Genomic DNA, 21,662 nt, shown 5'->3' with positions numbered 1-21,662 from the left:
TAATTATTCGTTTTTCAAGATAAAAAAAGAGATTATCATTTTTTTTACAAAAAAATCATAATATAAAGACGAAATATACATAAAATTAATTGATTTATAGTAATAAATAAACATATATCACTAAAATTTTTCAGAATTTAAGCTGTTTTCTTTACTCACTTTCTATTTAAAAAATAATTAAAAATTAAATACTTAATCAAATACTACTTATTAGAAATACAAATCAAAAAAATATATGATTTTTAACTTAATATTATTGATTATGACCAAAAGTCTATTTAGGATTTAAGAACATAAACGAATTTAATTTACTATCATTATATGTATATAACGCACTATTAATCTAAGTTTGATTCTTTCAAAGGATTTATATATCTAATTTCATGATTAAATGGATATTATCTTTCCAATTAGCCATGATATAAAGACATTCAAATAAAACTATAGCTAAGCCTATTAAAACAATAATTAAACTTGATTTAAATACATTCAAATTTTTTACCCTTAATTAATAGTTAATGGTAGACTTAGCAGCTAAATTCTTTATTAAAATAATAAATTTGGAGTCTATGATGAACACCAAACATTGTCGTTTACTCATCCTTGGTTCTGGTCCAGCGGGTTATACTGCCGCAATTTATGCTGCTCGTGCTAATTTAAAGCCAGTCTTAATTACGGGGATTCAAGAAGGTGGCCAATTAACGACCACGACCGAAATCGAAAACTGGCCTAGTGCAGCGATTAATTTAACGGGTCCAGAATTGATGTTACAGATGCGTGAACATGCCGAACGTTTCGATACAGAAATTATTTTAGATCAAATTGAACGTGTTGATTTTTCAGGGCGTCCTTTTAAATTATATAGTGATGAAACAGAATATAGTTGTGATGCTTTAATTATTGCTACAGGCGCTAGTGCCCAATATTTAGGCTTACCATCTGAAGAGATGTTCAAAGGTAAAGGGGTCTCAGCTTGCGCAACTTGCGATGGTTTCTTTTATCGTAATCAGGCTGTAGCGGTCGTCGGTGGTGGAAATACTGCAGTGGAAGAAGCACTTTATTTAGCCAATATTGCCAGTGAAGTTCATCTAATTCATCGCCGTGATGAATTTCGAGCAGAAAAGATACTGATTAATCGTCTAAATGAAAAAGTCGCTGAAGGTAAGATTATTTTACATACTCATCAAGTTGTTGACGAAATACTTGGTGATGTGATGGGCGTTAACGGTGTCCGTATTCGAAGCACGTTAGATCAAACTATAACAGAACAACTCAATGTTTTAGGCATATTTATTGCTATCGGACATAAACCCAATACAGCAATCTTTGGGGATCAACTAGCATTAGATAATGGTTATATTAAAGTGAAATCTGGTTTAAAAGGCAATGCAACCCAAACAAGCATTGAAGGAATTTTTGCTGCAGGCGATGTCATGGATCATAATTATCGTCAAGCTATCACTTCCGCTGGTACCGGTTGTATGGCAGCGTTAGATGCAGAACAATATCTTGATAGTTTAAAATAGTTAGATTTATGTCAGCACTAGATAAAACACGTCAAAAGTATTTATTTAAGTGGCTTAAACAGCAAACTAAACAACATAGAAAACCTTTATTTTATTCTATTTTACTAGGATTTATTTCGGCTGGTTGTATTGCTATTCAAGCTGCTTTATTGGCATTAATTTTACAAGAGTTAATAATATTAGGCGGTAAATTCACGACTATATTGCCTTATTTTATCGTTTTATTGCTTATTTTTATTTTACGTAGTTTTCTAACCTTTATTCGGGAAAAAATTAATTTCTCACTAGGATTAAAAATACGGCAAACTGTACGGCAACAGTTAATAAATAAAATAGAAATAAATGGACCAACAGCAATTACTCAGCATACGAGCGGCGGGTTAACTACCTTAATGATTGAGCAGATAGAAGATCTTCATGATTTCTATGCTCGATATTTACCACAAATGCGTTTAGCAATGATTATTCCAATCATGATTCTACTCGTTATCTTACCATTCAACTGGAGTGCTGTTTTGATTCTGCTTGGTACCGCGCCCTTAATCCCAATCTTTATGATACTAGTTGGTATGGGGGCAGCAGATGTTAATCGAAAAAATTTCAAAGCATTATCTTATTTAAGTGGACACTTTTTAGACCGATTGAAAGGTTTAATGACAATTCGAGTTTTTGATCAGGGTAAGCAACAAAGTGAGCAAATTCGTGAAGCTGCCGAAAATTTTCGTATCAGAACTATGAATGTGCTTAAAATGGCCTTTTTATCTTCTGCTGTTTTAGAATTTTTTGCCTCAATCTCAATTGCTATTGTAGCCGTTTATTTTGGCTTTTCTTATTTAGGTGAATTTCATTTTGGTTCTTATAATGGCACTGTTACCCTATTTGCTGGTTTTTTTGCCTTAATTTTAGCTCCGGAGTTTTTTCAACCCCTTCGTGACTTAGGTACCTTTTATCATGCTAAAGCGCAAGCCATTGCAGCGGCTGATAATATTCAAAAGTTTTTAACTGATCAATCACCAGAAATTTATGATCAAGAAAATCAATTTATTAATTTTGAGCAAACAATAACATCCATTATTGGTAAAGACTTGATTATTCTATCACCTGATAATCAACCTATTGTTGGGCCATTAAATTTCACTTTAAAAGCGCCATTTCGTTTAGCCTTAATTGGGGTTAGTGGTGAGGGTAAAAGTTCACTATTAAATGTGTTACTTGGTTTTTTATCCTATCAAGGTTCCTTAACCATCAATGATATTGAATTAAAACAAATAAATATTGATTCTTGGCGCAAGCAATTAAGTTGGTTAGGGCAAAACCCATATTTAATTAATAGCACTATCCGAGAAAATATCTTACTAGCCAATCCTCATGCAAGTTCACAACAAATAGAACAGGTGGTTGCGCAAGCACAACTTAGTAAATTAATTGCACAATTGCCTAAAGGACTTGATACTGAAATTGGTGAAGATGCGGTGAAGATATCTGTTGGTCAGGCTCAACGTATCGCTATTGCAAGAGCATTATTAAAACCTTGTCAATTAATGTTATTAGATGAACCGACTGCTAGCCTTGATAATCAAACAGCACAAGATATTGAAACTATATTAGCTAATAGTTATCAACACAGTAATATCATTATGGTGACACATCATGTCAATCAACAGATGCAATTATCTTTGAAATGGCGTTTGCATAATCACCAATTACATAACATTACTGAATAAGATTTCAAACTATGTTAAAGATTCTTTTTCCTTATATTAAACTCTATCAGTATTATTTTTTGCGTATTCTGCTCGGCATGCTTATGGTGATCACTGCCTTGGCTGCGAGCATTTTTTTATTATCATTATCGGGATGGTTCTTATCAGCGACTGCTTTTGTTGGTTTTGCAGGGTTATATACCTTTAATTATATGTTACCGGCAGCCGGTGTCAGAGGAGCTGCTATTTTAAGAACAGTTGCTCGTTACTTCGATCGTTTAGTTAATCACGATACAACTTTTAGAATACTTGCATTTTTGAGAACTAGGGCATTTAAACACTTATTGCCTTTAAATGCTGTTCAAATTCAACGCTTTGAAAAAGCAGAATTACTTAATACTTTTATAGCTGACATCGATAATTTAGATCATCTCTATCTTCGCCTATTTGCCCCTATTATTGGCAGTTTATGTATTACATTTTTTATCTATTTTGCCGTTAGTTACTTTGATCACAATATTGCTCTCGTGATTACCCTATTCCTATTGGTAACAATTCTAACACTGCCAATTATTTTCTATTATGCGGGTAGAACATTAGGTGAGCAAATTGCTGAACAAAAAAGCCTATATCGTCAAAAGTTAGTTAGTTATATGCAAGGGCAAGCTGAATTAACGCTTTTCAATGCTAAACACTCATTCCGACAATCATTAACTGATATCGAATCACATTGGTTAAAGCTTCAAACTAAACAATCAACATTATTAAGTTTGTCAAATGCAATCATTGTGATGATTGTTGGTGTAATGACTCAAATCATTATTTGGTTGGTTGCTGATGGTATTAGTAACTACGACCAACCTATTATTGCACTTTTGATTTTCATTGGTTTATCATCAACAGAGATTTTAAGTCCTATACCGAGTGCGTTCCTATTTTTAGGGCAGGTTTTGAGTTCAGCTAAGAGAATGAATAATTTACTTAGCCTAAGTCCAGTTATTAATTTTGGAGAATTAAGCAATACTGATAATGATCAACAGTGTGAAATTACCTTTAAAAGTATTAACTTCAGCTATCCAAATCAGCCACTCATAATACTTAAAGATATCAATTTTCAAATCAAAAATGGCGAACATGTAGCTTTAATTGGGCAAACAGGATGTGGTAAATCAACGTTATTAAATTTGATCACCCGTACTTGGCAACCTACCAATGGTACAATAATGCTTAACCAGATTGATATTAGCCAATTTAGTGAACCCGCTTTACGAAACATGATGTCAGTTGTACCCCAAGTTATTCATATATTTAATGATACTTTACGTAATAACCTATTAATTGGTAACCAATATGCGAATGATGCTCAATTGATTTCTGTGTTAAAAAAAGTAGAGTTAGATAAATTGTTATCTACCGAACAGGGTTTAAATTTATGGTTAGGTGAAAGTGGTCGAACGTTATCAGGTGGTGAAAGACGTCGTATTGGTATCGCCAGAGCACTGTTACATAATGCGCCTTTAATTCTGCTAGATGAACCGACTGAAAGCTTAGACAACCAAACCGAACAGCAGATTTTATCAATAATTAAAGAGAACTATGCAGATAAAACTTTAATCATGATAACCCATCGCTTAATTCATCAAGCATTATTTGATTGTACATACTTATTAGAAAATAACACCATAAAAAAGATAAATAATTAAGGCGATTAAGTACGCCTTAATTTATTTTACTATTCTTAAGATCATTTGATATTACTCATAATTCCAAAGAATTATTTTATTTGCAAATAATCGCTAGCTTTCCCACCAAAAAATATGTAAAATTCTCAGGCAATATTTATAAACATTACTTTCTACTTATGGTGAATATTGCTATGTCTCGCATAATAAAAGAGTCCCTTACCTTTGATGATGTCCTATTAGTTCCCGCCCATTCCACTGTTCTACCTAATACGGCTGATATCAGTACACAACTAACGCCAACTATTCGTTTAAATCTACCTATGATATCAGCAGCAATGGATACTGTTACTGAAGCTTCATTAGCTATTGCTTTAGCACAAGAAGGGGGTATTGGTTTTATTCATAAAAACATGCCAATAGAATTACAAGTAGAACATGTAAAACGTGTCAAAAAGCATGAAAGTGGTATTGTGCAAGATCCTATCACGGTATTACCTACAGCCACAATCAATGATGTCATAAAACTAGCGAAAGACTATGGTTTTGCTGGTTTCCCTGTGGTAACACAACATAATGATTTAGTTGGGATCATCACCGCCCGAGATGTCCGTTTCGCTACCGATTTAACGCAACCTGTTACCGCTGTCATGACGCCTAAAGAACGACTTGTTACGGTAATGGAAAATGAACCTCGTGAATTAGTTTTACAACGTATGCATGAACGACGAGTTGAGAAGGCACTAGTCGTTGATAAAGAATTTCATTTAAAAGGTATGATTACAGTACGTGATTTCCAAAAAGCAGAAGCTAAGCCTAATGCTTGTAAAGATGAAAAAGGTCGCTTACGTGTTGGCGCAGCGGTAGGTGCCGCACCTGGTAATGAAGAACGTATTGCAGCTCTCGTTGAAGCTGGCGTTGATGTATTACTTATTGATTCATCACATGGTCATTCTGAAGGCGTTTTACAACGCATTAAAGCTGCTCGAGAAGCGTATCCGGATTTACCTATCATTGGCGGTAACATTGCAACCTATGAAGGTGCTTTAGCCTTGATTAAAGCAGGGGTCAGTGCGGTTAAAGTGGGTATTGGACCAGGCTCAATTTGTACTACTCGTATTGTAACAGGGGTTGGTGTACCACAAATTACGGCTATTATGGACGCAGTTGAAGCTGCTAAACCTTATAATATTCCAGTTATCGCAGATGGCGGTATTCGTTACTCAGGTGATATAGCAAAAGCCATTGCTGCTGGTGCAAGCTGCGTAATGGTTGGTTCTATGTTTGCCGGTACAGAAGAGGCACCCGGTGAAATTGAATTGTATCAAGGGCGCGCTTATAAAGCTTATCGTGGTATGGGTTCATTAGGTGCAATGGCTAAAGGTTCATCCGACCGTTACTTCCAAAGTGATAATGCGGCAGATAAATTAGTGCCCGAAGGAATTGAAGGACGAATTGCTTATAAAGGTCAGCTTAAAGAAATTATTCATCAACAAATGGGCGGACTTCGTTCCTGTATGGGGTTAACTGGCTGTGCTGACATTGAAGCATTACGTACTAAATCCCAATTTACTCGAATAACAGGTGCCGGTATTAAAGAAAGTCATGTTCATGATGTTTCAATTACTAAAGAACCACCTAATTATCGTTTAGGCCAATAGTTCCCCATATAAAGACAGCGTATACGCTGTCTTTTTACTTAAAATGATAAGGAAATTAACTTATCACATGTTGCATTAAACCAAACATAAAAGAGTCTGTTAAATTTGACATAATTTTATACAAGGAAATTTTTGAATATAAATAAATTATTAAAATTTCAAAATATTACCTAATGGAAATAAAATGAAAAAAATCATAAGTTTTATTTTTGCTATTACCGTGCTTTTAACAAGTATGACGACCCTAGCCACTCAAAAATTTACAGTCTTTGCTGCTGCATCTTTGACTGATGCGATGCAAGAGATTGGGCAATCTTATCAAGCACAGCATCCCGATCATGAAATAGTATTTTCTTTTGCATCTTCCTCTGTATTAGCACGTCAAATTGAGCAAGGCGCACCCGCTGATATTTTTATTTCTGCTGATCAAAAATGGATGGATTACCTAATAGATCATCAGATAACTGAAAATAAACAAACGTTATTGAAAAATTCATTAGTTCTTATTGCGCCTAGTAATCAACACAATAAAAACGTAATAATTAATCAACAAACCGATTGGTCAACCCTACTACCTAAAGATGATAAAATAGCAATCGGTGATCCCGATCATGTACCAGCAGGAATATATGCAAAGGAATCATTAACAAATTTAGGCGTTTATGAACAACTTGCTCCACATTTTGCACGCGCCAGTAATGTACGTGATGCGCTAATGTTAGTTGAACGTCAGGAAGCTATATTGGGTATTGTTTATAGTACTGACGCCAAAATTAGCCAAAAAGTTCAAATTATTGGGACATTCCCTCCTGAATCGTTTAAGGTTATTGAATATCCAATTAGTTTATTAAATTCTGAAGCGAATGACTTCTTTCAATTTTTACAAACGTCACAAGCTAAACTAATATTTGAAAAATATGGTTTCATGACTTTATGATTTTAACTGATTATGAATGGCAAACGTTGTTATTAAGTTTCAAAATAGCAAGTGCTGCCATTATATTTAGCTTACCTTTAGCTATCCTTGTCGCTTGGGTGTTAGCACGTTGTCATTTTGTTGGAAAATCACTTTTCGATAGTATTATTCATTTACCTTTAGTATTACCACCAGTAGCGCTTGGTTATTTATTATTAATAACAATGGGTAAACAAGGTCTTATTGGTAAATGGCTATATCAGAATTTAGAAATATCAATGAGTTTCAATTGGAAAGGTGCAGCTTTTGCTTCCGCTGTTGTGGCCTTTCCTTTAATTGTACGATCTATTCGATTAGCAATAGAATCTATTGATATACGTTTGGAAAATGTTGCTTATACACTAGGTACTAATCAGATCCGCGTTTTTTTTACAATTACTTTACCACTTGCGATACCAGGAATTTTAATGGGTATGATGCTTGGTTTTGCAAGATGTCTTGGTGAATTCGGAGCAACGATAACATTTGTTTCAAACATACCGGGTGAAACTCGAACTATACCACTTGCAATGTATAACGTTTTGCAAGTACCTAACGGTGAACAAGCTGCTATGCGTTTATGTATTATTTCTATTTCTTTAGCACTCATCGCCCTATTCTCTTCAGAATGGCTCAATCGTTGGCACAAAAGAAAACTAGTAGGATAATAATGCTAAAAATAAATATTGAGAAAAAGTTATCTCGATTTACATTATCTTTTAACCAATCCATTGATTGCAAGGGAATTACAGCAATTTTGGGCGTGTCTGGCTCAGGAAAATCAACTTTACTTAATCTAATTAATGGGTTAGTTAAACCTGATACCGGTTCAATCATACTTAATGATATCGTATTAGTTGATATTGGAAAAAAACAATTTGTTAAAGCTCAGCATCGTAAAATAGCCACTGTATTTCAAGATGCATTACTTTTCCCACATTTCAAAGTGTTAAAAAATTTGAAATTTGCAATGCATTCATCAATGAAAAATCGCTTTGAAGAAATTATTCACGTCTTAAATATTAGTGATTTGTTGGATCGTTATCCGGCAATGTTATCAGGTGGTGAAAAGCAACGCGTTGCAATTGGACGAGCAATATTAACTAATCCACGATTATTATTAATGGATGAACCATTATCAGCCCTTGATATGCCACGAAAAAAAGAGTTGATTAATTATATTCAGGATTTAGTTATTGAGTTGAATATTCCTATTCTTTATGTCACTCATAATATTAATGAGGTCAAGATGTTAGCAAATCACGTCGCAATTTTAGATGCAGGTCAATTATATCGTTATGGTGAGACCAATGAGATATTAAATTGTGATTATTTAAATGAATGGATATGAAATTTTTATTTATCATCAATTGAGACCAATCTGTTAATGAGTCCTTATCTTAATGCCTTCAATTTAAAAAAGTTAGATAAATAGCCTTAATATACCAATTAAATAAAATATGCTATGCTATGTAAAATATTTTCGAAAAATAATAAATAATTTTATGCAGATACCATTTATAAAATATAATCATCGTAATTATCTTAATCGATTGAATAAAATCAAACAGCAACCGGAAGATTACCAAATATTGCTTTCTTCAAGTGAATATCGATTAGCTTTACTTGATGCCATTGCAAATGCTCAATCACGCATCTATATTGTTGCGCTGTATTTAGAACGAGATGAAGCCGGTCAGGAAATTTTAGCGGCAATTTATGCTGCTAAAGAAAAGAATCCACATTTAGATGTTAAAATTTTTGTTGATTGGCATCGTGCACAGCGCGGTAGAATTGGAGAACCTAAAACTAATACCAATGCCAAATATTATTATGAAATGAAACAACAACATCCTAATGTGGATATAGCAGTTTATGGCGTACCGATTAATCGCCGAGAAATGTTAGGCGTGCTACATTTGAAAGGTAGTATAATTGATGAGACTGTCTTTTATACAGGTGCAAGTATTAATAATGTTTATTTACACAAACTCGACAAATACCGTTACGATCGTTACCATGTAATAAACAATCATGTATTGGCAAACAGTATGATTGATTATATTAATCATAATTTCTTATCTTTTGATGCCGTACAACGTTTAGATCTTAATACTCATAAAACACGTAAGCAGTTGAAGTCTGCTATTAAATCATTACGTCATCATCTGACACATGCTAATTATCAATTTGTAGGTGAAGACACTAACAAATCGCTTAGTATTACACCCATTGCTGGTCTAGGTAAAGGAAATCAGTTAAATCAAGTCATTCATCATATGATTTGTAGTGCAAAAGAAAAGATTATTTTTTGTACGCCATATTTCAATCTACCACCAATTATTGTTAAAGATATTATCCGTCAACTTCGTAAAGGAAAACAGGTCGAAATCATTGTCGGTGATAAAACCGCTAATGATTTTTACATTCCACCCGATCAGAAATTCAATATGATTGGCGGCCTACCTTATTTATATGAGGTTAATCTACGTAAGTTTATTGAACGTTTACAATCTTATGTTGATAAAGAACAATTAATTATTCGATTATGGAAAGATGACGATAATAGCTATCATCTAAAAGGGGTGTGGGTCGATAATGAATGGGTACTAATTACTGGTAATAATATTAATCCTAGAGCTTGGCGATTGGATTTAGAAAATGGATTATTGATACATGATCCTAAACAACAATTAACTAATAAATTCAAACAAGAACTAAAAGAGATTCGGGTTAAAACATTATTGATTAATCATTACCAACAAATTCAAGCTAGTCAATTCTATCCAAAACAAGTACAAAAATTAATTAATCGTTTAAGCCGAATTCGTGTAGATCGACTCATTAAACGCTTACTTTAAGTCAATAAGTACTTATAATTTTGAATAAAAAAACCCGAATGATCTTAATCCGGGTTTTTTATTAATCTGTTTTAAATCAGTGCTTAAGAAGATTTACGTGATGATTTCCGTCTAGAGAAATTATCTTTTTCGCTATTTTTAGCGTTAGATTTAGTGCGACGTTTAGGCATGTCATCAAACATACTGTCGTCTTTACGACTTGTTGAGCGACGACCAGCTTTTTTATTGTCTCTTGAATTATCAACTAAACGCATATTCATTGGGATGTTCATTACACGAACCGTTTCAAAATGGCGTAGTAAATCATTTGGCATATCTTTTGGCAATTCAACCGTTGAGTATTTTTCATAAAGTTTAATGTTGCCAATATAACGGCTGCTGATATTACCTTCATTCGCTATTGCCCCAACAATATTACGAACATCAACGCCATTTTCTTTACCTACTTCAATACGATAAAGATCCATCTCACCAACATCACGGCGTTCACGACGCTTAGGTGTTTCACGTTTATCACCTTTTAATCGACGCTCACCACGTTCATAACGATCTCGTTCTGTTCGTGATGGTTTAAATTCTGGATCCGGTGGTAAAATTAATGGACGCTCTCCTTGAGCTAGTTTTAATAATGCCGCAGCTAAAGTTTCCATATCAGTTTGATCACTTTGCAATAGTTTTGGCAATATTTCTCGGTAATTATCTAAATCTGCTGCTTCAATTTCTTGTGCCACACGTTGTGAGAATTTAGCAAGACGACGTTGTTCTAAAAGTTCTTTATTCGGTAACTGAACTTCCGGAATCGATTTCTTGATAGTCTGTTCAATATTACGTAATAAGCGACGTTCACGACTATCAACAAATAAGACTGCTCTACCAGCACGACCCGCACGTCCGGTACGACCAATACGATGTACATAAGATTCAGAGTCTAATGTAATGTCATAGTTAATTACTAGACTAATTCGCTCAACGTCAAGACCACGTGCAGCAACATCTGTGGCAATTAGAATATCTAATCGACCGTTGCGTAAGCGATCTAATGTCTGTTCACGTAATTGTTGGGTCATATCTCCATTCAATGCAGCACTATTATAGCCATGTTGTTCAAGTACATCGGCGACTTCAAGAGTAGCTGATTTAGTACGTACAAATATAATTGCTGCATCAAAATCTTCTGCTTCTAAAAAACGAATTAATGCTTCATTTTTACGAACACCTCTAACAAGCCAATAGCTTTGATCAATATCTGGTGCTGTTTGGTTAGTCGATTTTATCTGTACTTCTTGTGGGTGGTGCATAAATCGTTTTGTAATACGACGAATTGGCGCTGGCATAGTTGCAGAAAACAATGCGGTTTGATGATCGTCTGGGATCGCTGCCATTATACTTTCAACATCATCAATAAAGCCCATACGCAACATTTCGTCAGCTTCATCTAAAACTAAACCTTGTAAATTAGAGAGATCTAATGTCTTTCTGTTTAAGTGATCAAGTAAACGTCCTGGTGTTCCCACTACAATTTGTGGACCCTGTTTTAATGCACGAAGTTGTACATCATAACGTTGCCCGCCATATAGCGCCACTACTTTAACGCCTTTCATGTATTTTGCATAATCCGTACATGCTTCGGCTACTTGGATCGCTAATTCTCGTGTCGGAGCAAGTACCAATACTTGCGGCGCTTTTAACGTGGGATCGACCTTCATTAAAAAAGGGATAGAAAATGCGGCTGTTTTGCCACTACCTGTTTGTGCCATACCTAGCACATCTTCACCACTTAATAAAAGTGGGATACATTCTGATTGAATTGGAGATGGTTTTGTAAAACCAAGATCATTTAATGCGTTTAGGATTTCCTCGGTTAAACCAAGGTCAATAAAAGAAATTTCTTTTGTCATGTAAACTCGCTTTTAAACTGCATAAATACAGTTGTTAACTACTAATAATGCCAGCTTACGTAATGAATAGTACAACTCACCCAAAAAATAACAAAACATCTGATATCTTTGATAAATTGTCTTAGAATAAAAATACCAATTTTAAAGTTACTAAATTGGATTATCTAAATTTAGTTAATTCTCAATAAATCACTCAATGTGCCTTGAGCTATATTGTTAAACCTTTAAAAGACTAATTATACAATTTATACTAATTCCATCAGATGGTTAAATAAAGAACGCTGCTATAACTAATATTCACATTTTTACTGGCATGACCTAATACAACTTACTTTTTATCAGTAAGTTGTGTTAATTCAAAGAGTGCCTGTTTGTGTTCCAAATAATTATAGACATTATTCGCTAATGCATACTTAAACATCACTTCGGCACGTTTATTATTACCTTTACTTTGGAAATATTTCCCTAAGTAAAAATACGTTTCACATAGGCGTTGAGCTAAAACATAATTTGTTTCAACACCTTGTTGTAAATTGCTCATTAATTGTTTTTCACTAATTTTTCCAAGATAGAAAGCTACGATATCGCTTCCCCATACAGTTTTATCAGTGAGTCGATTATAACCGTCAACTAATAGAGATTTTGCTTTATCTTGATCCAATTTTTCAGCTATAAGATAAACCCATAACAGCCTCATAGGATCATTTGTATCAAATTTATAAAAGGTTAATATATCATGTAACGCAGGTTCATATCGTTGATATTGGTATAAAGCAAGCGCTCGATTGATATAAGTATATTGAAATTCTGGATCAATTTCTTCCGCAGTGTTAAATGCCATAAACGATGCATCGTAATCACCATTTGTTGCGGAATAAATACCAAGATAATTATAAATATCAGGTATAGTACTATCAATATTCAGAATATGCGTAAAATCACTCAGTGCAAAGGCTCTTAAACCTATTGCATCATATAGTATCGCTCGTTGATAAAGTAACTGTATTTTTGTTTCATTATCAAGATCTTTAATATATAACTGCTGACTTAATTTTGCAATTTTTGCTTCATTGTCATATGAGACTTGCCTCGGTATTGCCAAAAGTGGTTCTGAATCATTTTGAAACATCTGGCAACCGGTTATACCACCAGAAAAAATAATGGTAAAAAATAAAAACCAAAATGATTTCCAGTAATATAAATTCATAAAATACCCGTATCCATTTCTAATTAAACCAACCATCGTAAGATGGTCAGTATTAATATTTCTGCTTAAAGTTAGCGTTTTTACTCAGATTGCTCACTATCATTAGTGATAGCATCTTTAATACTCAAACGTATACGCCCTTGACGATCAATTTCAAGTACTTTGACTGGCACTTCTTGCCCTACAGATAGAACATCAGTTACTTTTTCAACGCGATGATCGGCAATTTGTGAAACATGAACTAAGCCTTCTTTCCCACCGATGATCGATACAAAAGCACCAAAGTCTACGATACGAACAACTTTACCATTATAAATTTGTCCGACTTCAACTTCCGCAGTTAATTCATTGATGCGTTGCATTGCTGCCTTAGCTTTATTGCCATCTGAAGCAGCAATTTTAACTGTACCATCATCATCAATTTCAACCGTGGTTCCGGTCTCTTCAGTCAGCGCACGAATTGTTGCACCGCCTTTACCAATAACATCACGTATTTTTTCTGGATTGATTTTCATGGTATAAATGCGTGGAGCAAACTCTGAAATTTCCTCACGAGGACGATTTATTGCTTGTTCCATCACATTTAAAATGTGTAAACGTGCACCTTTGGCCTGATTTAAGGCAATTTGCATGATTTCTTTAGTAATACCTTCGATTTTAATATCCATTTGCAATGCACTTACACCTTCACTCGTACCTGCAACTTTAAAATCCATATCGCCTAAATGATCTTCATCGCCTAAAATATCAGATAATACTACAAAATTATCACCTTCTTTTACTAGCCCCATTGCAATACCTGCAACAGATGCTTTAATTGGTACACCCGCATCCATTAAAGCTAGAGAGGCACCACATACGGAAGCCATTGAAGAAGAACCATTAGATTCAGTGATTTCTGATACCACGCGTACAGTATAAGGGAATTCACTTGGTTTAGGCATAACAGCCGCTACGCCACGTTTTGCTAAACGACCATGACCGATTTCACGGCGTTTAGGCGAACCTACCATACCCGTTTCACCTACTGAATAAGGAGGGAAATTATAATGGAATAAGAACCGATCAGTCACTTCACCTGTTAGTTCATCTATAATTTGTGCATCACGTTCAGTACCTAAAGTGGCTGTAACTAATGCTTGAGTTTCTCCACGAGTAAATAGTGCACTACCATGTGTTCTTGGTAATACATTAGTTCGAACATCTAATGCTCGAATCATATCTTTTTCTCGTCCATCAATACGCAGTTCACCGGCTAATACACGTTGACGTACGGTTTGACTTTCAATATCTGTAATTATATTTAATATTTCGACTTCATTTAATTCTTCATTTTCAGCTTTTAATGCAGCTAGAACATCTTCTTTAATTTGGTCAATTTGTGCATAACGATCTTGTTTTTGAGTAATGCGATAAGCTTCACCAATTCGCTCTTTAGCCAATTCAGCTACTGCATTGTAAAGGGCTTCATTTTTTGCTGGTGCAACCCAATCCCATTTTTCGACATCTGCTTTTGCAACAAACTCATTAATATTATTTATAACAACTTGTTGTTGTTCATGACCAAATACTACTGCTGCAAGCATTTGTTCTTCTGTTAATAAATCAGCTTCAGATTCAACCATTAACACTGCACTATCTGTACCCGCTACAACTAAATCTAAACGGCTTTTTGGTAATTCATTAACTAACGGATTTAATACAAATTCATCATCAATAAAACCTACTCTCGCTGCACCAATTGGACCATGAAAAGGTACACCTGATAAGCATAATGCTGCTGATGCACCGATCATAGCAACTAAATCAGGGCTTACTTGTGGGTTTACTGACACAACAGTCGCTATAATTTGGATTTCATTCACAAATCCTTCAGGGAATAAAGGACGTAATGGACGATCGATCAAACGTGCAATTAAGGTTTCACCTTCGCTAGGACGTCCTTCACGCTTAAAAAAGCCACCAGGAATACGACCAGCAGCATAAGTACGCTCTTGATAGTTGACAGTCAATGGAAAAAAGTCTTGCCCTTCTTTAACTTTTTTATCAGCAACCACTGTTACAAATACTGCTGTATCATCCATATTGACCATAACAGCTGCTGTTGCCTGACGTGCCATAATACCGGTTTCTAACGTAACTGTATGACGACCATATTGGAATTTTTGACTAACTGGTTTAAACAATGTAATTCTCCATCATATAAATAAACATAAGGATCATCATTGTTACGACTAATGACAGCACTATCAAAAAAATCCTGAGGCAGCAAACATGAATAGGATGAGATATAGCATTACAAGAAATCATAAATAAAGCTCTCATTAGCCGTACGAAACATGAAATGATGATCTTCAAATAAAACGCAACAATTATACATTAAAATAGCTTATTGTCATAATAAATTAATTAAAAATCGGATTGGTCAAATTGGATTATTAAAGCAGATTATTCGATTAATTATGGATCACTACTTTTCTTTATTTTTACATGATCCATTGCTTAATCAGACTTATGACTTGTTCAGGTTTTTCATTATGAACATTGTGCCCCGCCCCTTCAATTGTTTCGATAACGGAATAAGGGAATTGGTTAAGAATATCAGTATAATAATCTGGTTGAATATAATCCGAATTGCCGCCTCTGATAAATAGCGTTGAATGGTAGTAAGGTGTTATCTGTTGCCAACTACAAATGTCGCCATAATGTTGTTCTATAGCTTGAAAATTAAATAACCAATGTTCTGATTTATAAGATTTTAATAAAAATTGAATTGTTGAAAAATTTAAATAATGACTCATTATTGCCTGAACACTTTTACGATCATTCGGCTGTTGATTACCATCTACATAGCTAGTACAAGCATTAATTGCTCGAAAAACTTGGCGATGAGAATCAGAAGTATAACTTACAGGAGCAATATCAAGTACAATCAGTACTTTTATCCTATCTGGTAATAATTCTGTTAAATGCATTGCAACCTTTCCACCCATTGAATGACCAATAATAATGACATTTTGCAGTGATAATAAAGTAATTAACGATTGAATATCTTGCGCCATTAAAGTGTAATTCATATCATCCGACCAAGGTGAAAACCCGTGGTTACGTAAATCAACTTGGATAACCTGAAAATCGTCCATTAACGCCCGACCGATAACGCCCAAATTATCCATACTACCAAATAAACCATGTAATAAAATAACTGGCTGCCCACTACCTTGAATTTTATAATTTAGTTTCATGAAAAATTAAATACCTTAATAAGAGATGATTACATTATATATCGTTAAAAAGAAATTAGCTTTTTCGTATTTTAATATACTTACAAATGAAATAAGTGAATAAAACAATCAGTAATTGGAATCTAGGTCGACAAATTCAGACATATTTATGAAGATATGATAAAATTTCTGTACTTCAATGATAACTGTTTAAATTATGTTACAGAATAATTCACTATTGGCACAACTAAAACAACAACTCCATCAACAAACTCCAAGAGTAGAAGGTACTGTTCGCGCTCATGCAAAGGGCTATGGTTTTCTAGAAACAGAAAACAAGAAGAGTTATTTTATTCCCGCGACTCAAATGAAAAACGTCATTGATGGCGATAAGGTATCAGGTCAAATTATCACTAAAAATGAAAAGGAATCTTTTGAACCAGAAACACTTGTTGAGTCCTCATTATCTGAGTTTTTAGGTAAGATTGATTTTAAAAATAAAGCAATGGTCATTATACCTGAAAATGTAGATAATATTTTTATCAAATGTAAGTTTAACCCTGAGTTTACTCAACAACTCAAAGCAGGCGACTGGGTTAAAGCTAAATTAATTACTCATGCTTTAGATAACGATAAACATTTATTTGTTGCAGAAGCCTTACAGTTTATTGCTGAAGAATCATCACCAAATCTACTTTGGTTAAAGACTCTAGCGCGTCATAACCTAGAAGCTAGCGCACCTATTGATGATGCATTTTCATTAAATGAAGCTGAATCACTATTGAGACAAGATTTAACTGAAGTTGATTTTTTTACCATTGATAGTAAAGAAACGTTAGATATGGATGATGCTATCACGATTACGACTAATGAAAATAATCAATTTTGTGTTTCAGTTGCTATTGCCGACCCTAGTACCTACTTTTCTAGTGATAGTGAAATAAATCAACAAGCAATGCAACGTTGTTTTACTACCTATTTACCTAATTATACTGTGTCTATGCTTCCACAAGCATTAGCTAATGATCTCTGTTCATTAAAAGCTAATGAAAAAAGAGCATCTGTTGTCGCAAAAATCACTATTTCACCTCAAGGTGAAATTATCCATTCAGCGACAGAGTTCTGTTTAGCTTGGATTCGCTCCAAAGCAAAATTAAGTTATGATGAAGTGTCTGATTTTATTGAAAAAGATATCCCCTTTTCAAACGATTTTCCTTCGCTTCATAAACAACTTACTCTTTTCCAACAATTAGCCACGATTAGAACACAGTGGCGAGCTGAGCATGCTCTATTGTTTAAAGAAAATCATGAATATGATTTTATATTTAATAATGAAAATCAGTTAATAAACATTGTCAAAAAAAGCAAACGTATTGCTCATAAGATTGTCGAAGAAATTATGGTGATTGCTAATCAAGCATTTACAGAAAAAATCAGTACTCAATACGGCACTGCAATTTATAACACTCATAATGGTTTTGAAAACAAGTATCTTGATTGTGTTGTCAAATTATTAGATGAATTTAAAATTAATGGTTTTAATAAAGAACAATTATCTTCATTCGATGGTTACAAATCACTACGTAAATTGATTGATAATAACCCATTATTGGAACATCGATTAAGACGTTATCTTTCCATGGCTGATTTTTCTTTAGAGCCTAATTCCCATTATGGAATGGGTTTTAATGCTTATGCTACGTGGACTTCACCAATTAGAAAATATGGTGATTTAGTTAATCATCGTTTACTTAAATCGCTTATTCTTAAGCAACCGGCTAATCCCCTAGATTTAAGCATTCTAACGAATATGAATGAACGACGTAGAGCACAGCGGATGGCCGAACGTGATATTAATCAAAAGCTATATTGCCAATATCTAACAAATAAAATTGGGCAAACTTATACTGCTGAAATAATTGATATTAATCGTGGTGGTGCTAAAGTAAAATTATTAGAAATTGGAGCCATTGCTTTTTTACCTCTATCTTTAATTCATCCTGTGCGAAATGAAATTATAGCGCAACCTGATTCAGGTGAGATTATCATAAAACAACAAACAGCTTATACGTTACTCGATGTATTAACGGTAACAATTAATGAAATAAAGGATAACAACTCTAGTATTATTGTTAAAATACTGTCAATTGATGAATCATAACCACTTTTTAGATAGTTAAAACTTGAAATAAATTAGTGTTATTAATTATTAGTATCTTACAACAAAAATATTAAGTTGTAAGATGCTAATTTAATAAAAGGATAGTATTGATCTCAAACAGATAAGATCTATTTTACCACACGGAACGGATTAGTCGTTTTTTGTGGTTCTTCTTCCTGTTTTTCATATTGTGGCTCTGGATCGAAACCTAATCCAACACTATTTTCTCTAGCATAAATGGCTTCAATGGCCGCCATAGGCACAACAATATGATATGGATTTCCGGCAAATCTAGCATTAAATTCAATTTTCTCATTAGTCGCTATATATTGCCCAATAGATTGCGGCGCGATATTTAATACAATTTGATTGTTTTGAATATATTCATTTGGAACAATAACACCGTATATCGAAGTATTTACAACGATATAAGGAGTCCGTTCATTATCAACTATCCAGTCGTACATAGCCCTAAAAAGATATGGGCGACGAGGAGTCATTTCAGTTATCACCATGTTATAAGGCCCTAATTTTCTTTTCATCGTCAGTTAACGATTCAATAAACCCAGGTCGTTCAAATACTCGTGACATATAATTTAGATAATGCTTTTCTGCTACTTTTGGTAAAGTAATATCTAATAATGGTAAACGCCACAGCAATGGAGCAAAATAGCAATCACATAAAGTAAAATCTTCACTCATAAAATAAGGAGTTTCTTTAAACATAACAGAGACTGCCGTCAGATCATCTTGAAGTGATTTTCGAGTTTCATTTGCTTTAGCCGAGTTAGGATCATTCATTATTGTATGATAAGCGCTATACCATTCTTTACGAATACGATACATGGCTAAACGTGCATTAGCACGAACAATAGGATAAACCGGCATTAAAGGTGGATGAGGGAACCGTTCATCAAGATATTCCATTGCAATATGAGGTTCATAAAGGGTTAAATCGCGATCTATTAAAGTTGGTATTGTGCCATAAGGGTTTAGATCTAATAACTCTTGCGGTAAGTTGTTTGCTTGGACAAATTCAATTTCGGCCGTTATGCCTTTTTCCGCTAAAACCAAACGAATCTGATGACCATAAATGTCAGTAGTATCACAAAATAAAGTCATTACAGAACGTTTATTAACAGCGACTGCCATGAGAACTCCAGTTTTTAAATTAAACAATTTAAGTAAGTGAATATATTTTAGCAAATTGCTCTATAAAAATGTTAAAAAATTAACACTTCTTTAGTATTTATTTATCAAAATAATGAACCATGCCAATATAAATTAATATAAATCATTAAGTTATATGTCACATTAAATATGACAATTTTCTCATTTTACTCAGATAAAAAAATAATAATAGATAAATATAAAAATGATTCATCCTATCAAATAGCTAACATAAAATATGTCAATGAGTTATAACAAAAAAGATAATAACAAGCGACTTTATAAAGTCGCTCATTTGTAAAATTAATAAACTAAAAGTGTATCAATTACCAAAGTAATCATCAGTATCATCATCATGATGGTTACCATTAGGTAATGCTCTTGATTTTTCGATTGGAACATAAGAACCACGAGGTGTTTCGATTTGGCATTCACCCAAAAAGATAGAATATTTGGTATTTGCTTTCATGCTTTTACCTCTAAAATAACAATAGGTAGCGTCAAAAAGATGATGCCAACACAATATCACAATCAATAACCAAACTGATGCAATTGCTAATGCTATCCATTTGTAATTACGTTTAATAAATGCCCATAAACTAATTTTACGCCAACGGCAAAAGAGAATTACAACGACAATTACGCCAATTAAGCCTAATATCTCATATAGCCAAAATAACCACATATTCTTTTTTTCCTTTCATAAAACATATTTATTTTAGATTAGATGACTCTTTCAATTTACATCCATGAACCATTACGAATAATACCAACAGCTAATCCTTCAATTTCAAAATCCTGACTAAGTAAATCTACATCAATAGGTGTAAAATCTAGGTTTTCTGCTAATAAGCGAACTTTTGATCCACGACGTTCTAACCGTTTAACCGTGACTTCATCGCCAATTCTAGCAACAACAACTTGTCCATTATGAACATTTTGTGTTTTATGAACAGCAAGCAAATCCCCGTCTAGAATACCTATATCCTTCATTGACATTCCATTGACTCGCAACAAGAAATCGGCATTAGGTTTAAACATAGCTGGATCGATTTGATAATAACTTTCAATATGTTCTTGAGCTAATATTGGCGATCCTGCTGCAACATGACCTATAAGCGGTATGCCTTCTTGTACATTCTCTTCCAATAACAAACGAATACCTCGTGAAGATCCGGCGATAATTTCAATAGCACCTTTCTTGGCTAAGGCTTTTAAATGTTCTTCTGCGGCATTTGCAGAACGAAATCCTAGTTGATTGGCGATCTCGGCTCGTGTAGGTGGCATACCAGTGGAAATGATATTAACCTTAATTAAATCATAAATCTGCTGCTGACGCGCAGTAAGTGGCTTCATAATTCTTCCTGTTTTTATATACAGATTCTGTGATTATATACAGTTAAAATAAGAATGCCAATGGTTTTATTATAACAAACATGAATAATTCTATGATTATATTCAATTTAAATAACTAACCATTTAAAAATCTATACCCATTTATAATTTTAATAAATATTGCAATATTTAGTTATATTAAAAAACTATAACTAAATATAACCATTATCAATTTGTTAATCATAATTGTTAACTTTTATAATTATATTTAAGCTTGAA

General features: G+C 33.7%; 17 protein-coding genes. 9 read left to right on the top strand and 8 right to left on the bottom strand.

Features of this window, described 5'->3' with window-relative positions; genetic code table 11:
- Nucleotides 1-569 precede the first annotated feature (569 nt).
- The 8 genes from trxB to pssA all read left to right on the top strand — a co-directional run bounded on the left by trxB (nucleotide 570) and on the right by pssA (nucleotide 10,388).
- Complete coding sequence (trxB, locus tag FPB0191_RS03555) at nucleotides 570-1,526, top strand: thioredoxin-disulfide reductase (protein WP_039104080.1); 957 nt, start codon at nucleotides 570-572, stop codon at nucleotides 1,524-1,526.
- Between the two features lie 8 nt (nucleotides 1,527-1,534).
- On the top strand, nucleotides 1,535-3,250 hold the full coding sequence (cydD, locus tag FPB0191_RS03550; RefSeq protein ID WP_052236739.1) for a heme ABC transporter permease/ATP-binding protein CydD: 1,716 nt from the start codon (nucleotides 1,535-1,537) through the stop codon (nucleotides 3,248-3,250).
- Nucleotides 3,251-3,261: 11 nt separating this feature from the next.
- Nucleotides 3,262-4,932, top strand: a complete 1,671-nt coding sequence (gene cydC, locus FPB0191_RS03545) for a heme ABC transporter ATP-binding protein/permease CydC (protein WP_082018223.1) — start codon at nucleotides 3,262-3,264, stop codon at nucleotides 4,930-4,932.
- 173 nt (nucleotides 4,933-5,105) lie between these two features.
- Nucleotides 5,106-6,572, top strand: coding sequence for an IMP dehydrogenase (guaB, locus tag FPB0191_RS03540; protein WP_039104079.1), 1,467 nt, complete (start codon nucleotides 5,106-5,108; stop codon nucleotides 6,570-6,572).
- A gap of 184 nt (nucleotides 6,573-6,756) precedes the next feature.
- Nucleotides 6,757-7,509 carry a molybdate ABC transporter substrate-binding protein gene (gene modA, locus FPB0191_RS03535; protein WP_039104076.1) on the top strand — a complete coding sequence of 251 codons (753 nt, stop codon included), beginning with the start codon at nucleotides 6,757-6,759 and terminating at the stop codon, nucleotides 7,507-7,509.
- Nucleotides 7,506-8,195 (top strand): molybdate ABC transporter permease subunit, encoded by a 690-nt coding sequence (gene modB, locus FPB0191_RS03530; RefSeq protein WP_110021796.1) that lies wholly within the window; start codon nucleotides 7,506-7,508, stop codon nucleotides 8,193-8,195. The genes modA and modB overlap by 4 nt, the downstream gene beginning before the upstream one ends.
- A gap of 2 nt (nucleotides 8,196-8,197) precedes the next feature.
- Entirely contained in the window at nucleotides 8,198-8,878 is a 681-nt protein-coding gene (locus FPB0191_RS03525; protein ID WP_039104074.1) for a molybdenum ABC transporter ATP-binding protein, read from the top strand.
- Nucleotides 8,879-9,032: 154 nt separating this feature from the next.
- Nucleotides 9,033-10,388 (top strand): CDP-diacylglycerol--serine O-phosphatidyltransferase, encoded by a 1,356-nt coding sequence (pssA, locus tag FPB0191_RS03520; RefSeq protein WP_039104072.1) that lies wholly within the window; start codon nucleotides 9,033-9,035, stop codon nucleotides 10,386-10,388.
- 83 nt (nucleotides 10,389-10,471) lie between these two features.
- On the opposite strand, the gene FPB0191_RS03515 is transcribed toward pssA, so the two are convergent.
- The 4 genes from FPB0191_RS03515 to FPB0191_RS03500 form a co-directional block, all read right to left on the bottom strand.
- Nucleotides 10,472-12,286, bottom strand: a complete 1,815-nt coding sequence (locus tag FPB0191_RS03515) for a DEAD/DEAH family ATP-dependent RNA helicase (RefSeq protein ID WP_039104071.1) — start codon at nucleotides 12,284-12,286, stop codon at nucleotides 10,472-10,474.
- A 328-nt stretch (nucleotides 12,287-12,614) separates the two neighbouring features.
- Entirely contained in the window at nucleotides 12,615-13,493 is an 879-nt protein-coding gene (gene nlpI, locus FPB0191_RS03510; protein WP_039104068.1) for a lipoprotein NlpI, read from the bottom strand.
- Between the two features lie 80 nt (nucleotides 13,494-13,573).
- On the bottom strand, nucleotides 13,574-15,679 hold the full coding sequence (gene pnp, locus FPB0191_RS03505; RefSeq protein WP_039104066.1) for a polyribonucleotide nucleotidyltransferase: 2,106 nt from the start codon (nucleotides 15,677-15,679) through the stop codon (nucleotides 13,574-13,576).
- Between the two features lie 300 nt (nucleotides 15,680-15,979).
- Nucleotides 15,980-16,738 (bottom strand): alpha/beta fold hydrolase, encoded by a 759-nt coding sequence (locus FPB0191_RS03500; RefSeq protein ID WP_039104064.1) that lies wholly within the window; start codon nucleotides 16,736-16,738, stop codon nucleotides 15,980-15,982.
- A 196-nt stretch (nucleotides 16,739-16,934) separates the two neighbouring features.
- Between FPB0191_RS03500 and FPB0191_RS03495 the strand changes: the two genes are divergently transcribed.
- Nucleotides 16,935-18,878 carry an exoribonuclease II gene (locus FPB0191_RS03495; RefSeq protein ID WP_039104062.1) on the top strand — a complete coding sequence of 648 codons (1,944 nt, stop codon included), beginning with the start codon at nucleotides 16,935-16,937 and terminating at the stop codon, nucleotides 18,876-18,878.
- Between the two features lie 128 nt (nucleotides 18,879-19,006).
- Here FPB0191_RS03495 and FPB0191_RS03490 read toward each other — a convergent pair whose 3' ends face one another.
- From FPB0191_RS03490 to lexA, 4 genes are all read right to left on the bottom strand, one after another.
- Nucleotides 19,007-19,393: a ClpXP protease specificity-enhancing factor gene (locus FPB0191_RS03490; RefSeq protein ID WP_052236737.1), complete on the bottom strand. Its 387-nt coding sequence runs from the start codon at nucleotides 19,391-19,393 to the stop codon at nucleotides 19,007-19,009.
- 1 nt (nucleotide 19,394) lies between these two features.
- On the bottom strand, nucleotides 19,395-20,030 hold the full coding sequence (locus tag FPB0191_RS03485) for a glutathione S-transferase N-terminal domain-containing protein (RefSeq protein WP_039104061.1): 636 nt from the start codon (nucleotides 20,028-20,030) through the stop codon (nucleotides 19,395-19,397).
- A 340-nt stretch (nucleotides 20,031-20,370) separates the two neighbouring features.
- Nucleotides 20,371-20,733 carry a hypothetical protein gene (locus FPB0191_RS03480; protein WP_039104059.1) on the bottom strand — a complete coding sequence of 121 codons (363 nt, stop codon included), beginning with the start codon at nucleotides 20,731-20,733 and terminating at the stop codon, nucleotides 20,371-20,373.
- 56 nt (nucleotides 20,734-20,789) lie between these two features.
- Nucleotides 20,790-21,404 carry a transcriptional repressor LexA gene (lexA, locus tag FPB0191_RS03475; RefSeq protein ID WP_039104056.1) on the bottom strand — a complete coding sequence of 205 codons (615 nt, stop codon included), beginning with the start codon at nucleotides 21,402-21,404 and terminating at the stop codon, nucleotides 20,790-20,792.
- Nucleotides 21,405-21,662 lie beyond the last annotated feature (258 nt).

Source organism: Frischella perrara, assembly GCF_000807275.1.
Taxonomy (GTDB): domain Bacteria; phylum Pseudomonadota; class Gammaproteobacteria; order Enterobacterales; family Orbaceae; genus Frischella; species Frischella perrara.
Note: the sequence above shows the minus strand (reverse complement) of the source record. Positions and strands in the feature narration are given on the sequence as shown.

What these genes read in the sequence shown, in the direction of transcription:
- FPB0191_RS03500 (WP_039104064.1), bottom strand. Translation starts at nt 16,738, where the DNA reads ATGAAACTAAATTATAAAATTCAAGGTAGTGGGCAGCCAGTTATTTTA.
- modB (WP_110021796.1), top strand. Translation starts at nt 7,506, where the DNA reads ATGATTTTAACTGATTATGAATGGCAAACGTTGTTATTAAGTTTCAAA.
- FPB0191_RS03495 (WP_039104062.1), top strand. Translation starts at nt 16,935, where the DNA reads ATGTTACAGAATAATTCACTATTGGCACAACTAAAACAACAACTCCAT.
- nlpI (WP_039104068.1), bottom strand. Translation starts at nt 13,493, where the DNA reads ATGAATTTATATTACTGGAAATCATTTTGGTTTTTATTTTTTACCATT.
- pssA (WP_039104072.1), top strand. Translation starts at nt 9,033, where the DNA reads ATGCAGATACCATTTATAAAATATAATCATCGTAATTATCTTAATCGA.
- guaB (WP_039104079.1), top strand. Translation starts at nt 5,106, where the DNA reads ATGTCTCGCATAATAAAAGAGTCCCTTACCTTTGATGATGTCCTATTA.
- FPB0191_RS03480 (WP_039104059.1), bottom strand. Translation starts at nt 20,733, where the DNA reads ATGTGGTTATTTTGGCTATATGAGATATTAGGCTTAATTGGCGTAATT.
- modA (WP_039104076.1), top strand. Translation starts at nt 6,757, where the DNA reads ATGAAAAAAATCATAAGTTTTATTTTTGCTATTACCGTGCTTTTAACA.
- FPB0191_RS03485 (WP_039104061.1), bottom strand. Translation starts at nt 20,030, where the DNA reads ATGGCAGTCGCTGTTAATAAACGTTCTGTAATGACTTTATTTTGTGAT.
- FPB0191_RS03490 (WP_052236737.1), bottom strand. Translation starts at nt 19,393, where the DNA reads ATGGTGATAACTGAAATGACTCCTCGTCGCCCATATCTTTTTAGGGCT.
- lexA (WP_039104056.1), bottom strand. Translation starts at nt 21,404, where the DNA reads ATGAAGCCACTTACTGCGCGTCAGCAGCAGATTTATGATTTAATTAAG.
- trxB (WP_039104080.1), top strand. Translation starts at nt 570, where the DNA reads ATGATGAACACCAAACATTGTCGTTTACTCATCCTTGGTTCTGGTCCA.
- FPB0191_RS03525 (WP_039104074.1), top strand. Translation starts at nt 8,198, where the DNA reads ATGCTAAAAATAAATATTGAGAAAAAGTTATCTCGATTTACATTATCT.
- cydD (WP_052236739.1), top strand. Translation starts at nt 1,535, where the DNA reads ATGTCAGCACTAGATAAAACACGTCAAAAGTATTTATTTAAGTGGCTT.
- cydC (WP_082018223.1), top strand. Translation starts at nt 3,262, where the DNA reads ATGTTAAAGATTCTTTTTCCTTATATTAAACTCTATCAGTATTATTTT.
- FPB0191_RS03515 (WP_039104071.1), bottom strand. Translation starts at nt 12,286, where the DNA reads ATGACAAAAGAAATTTCTTTTATTGACCTTGGTTTAACCGAGGAAATC.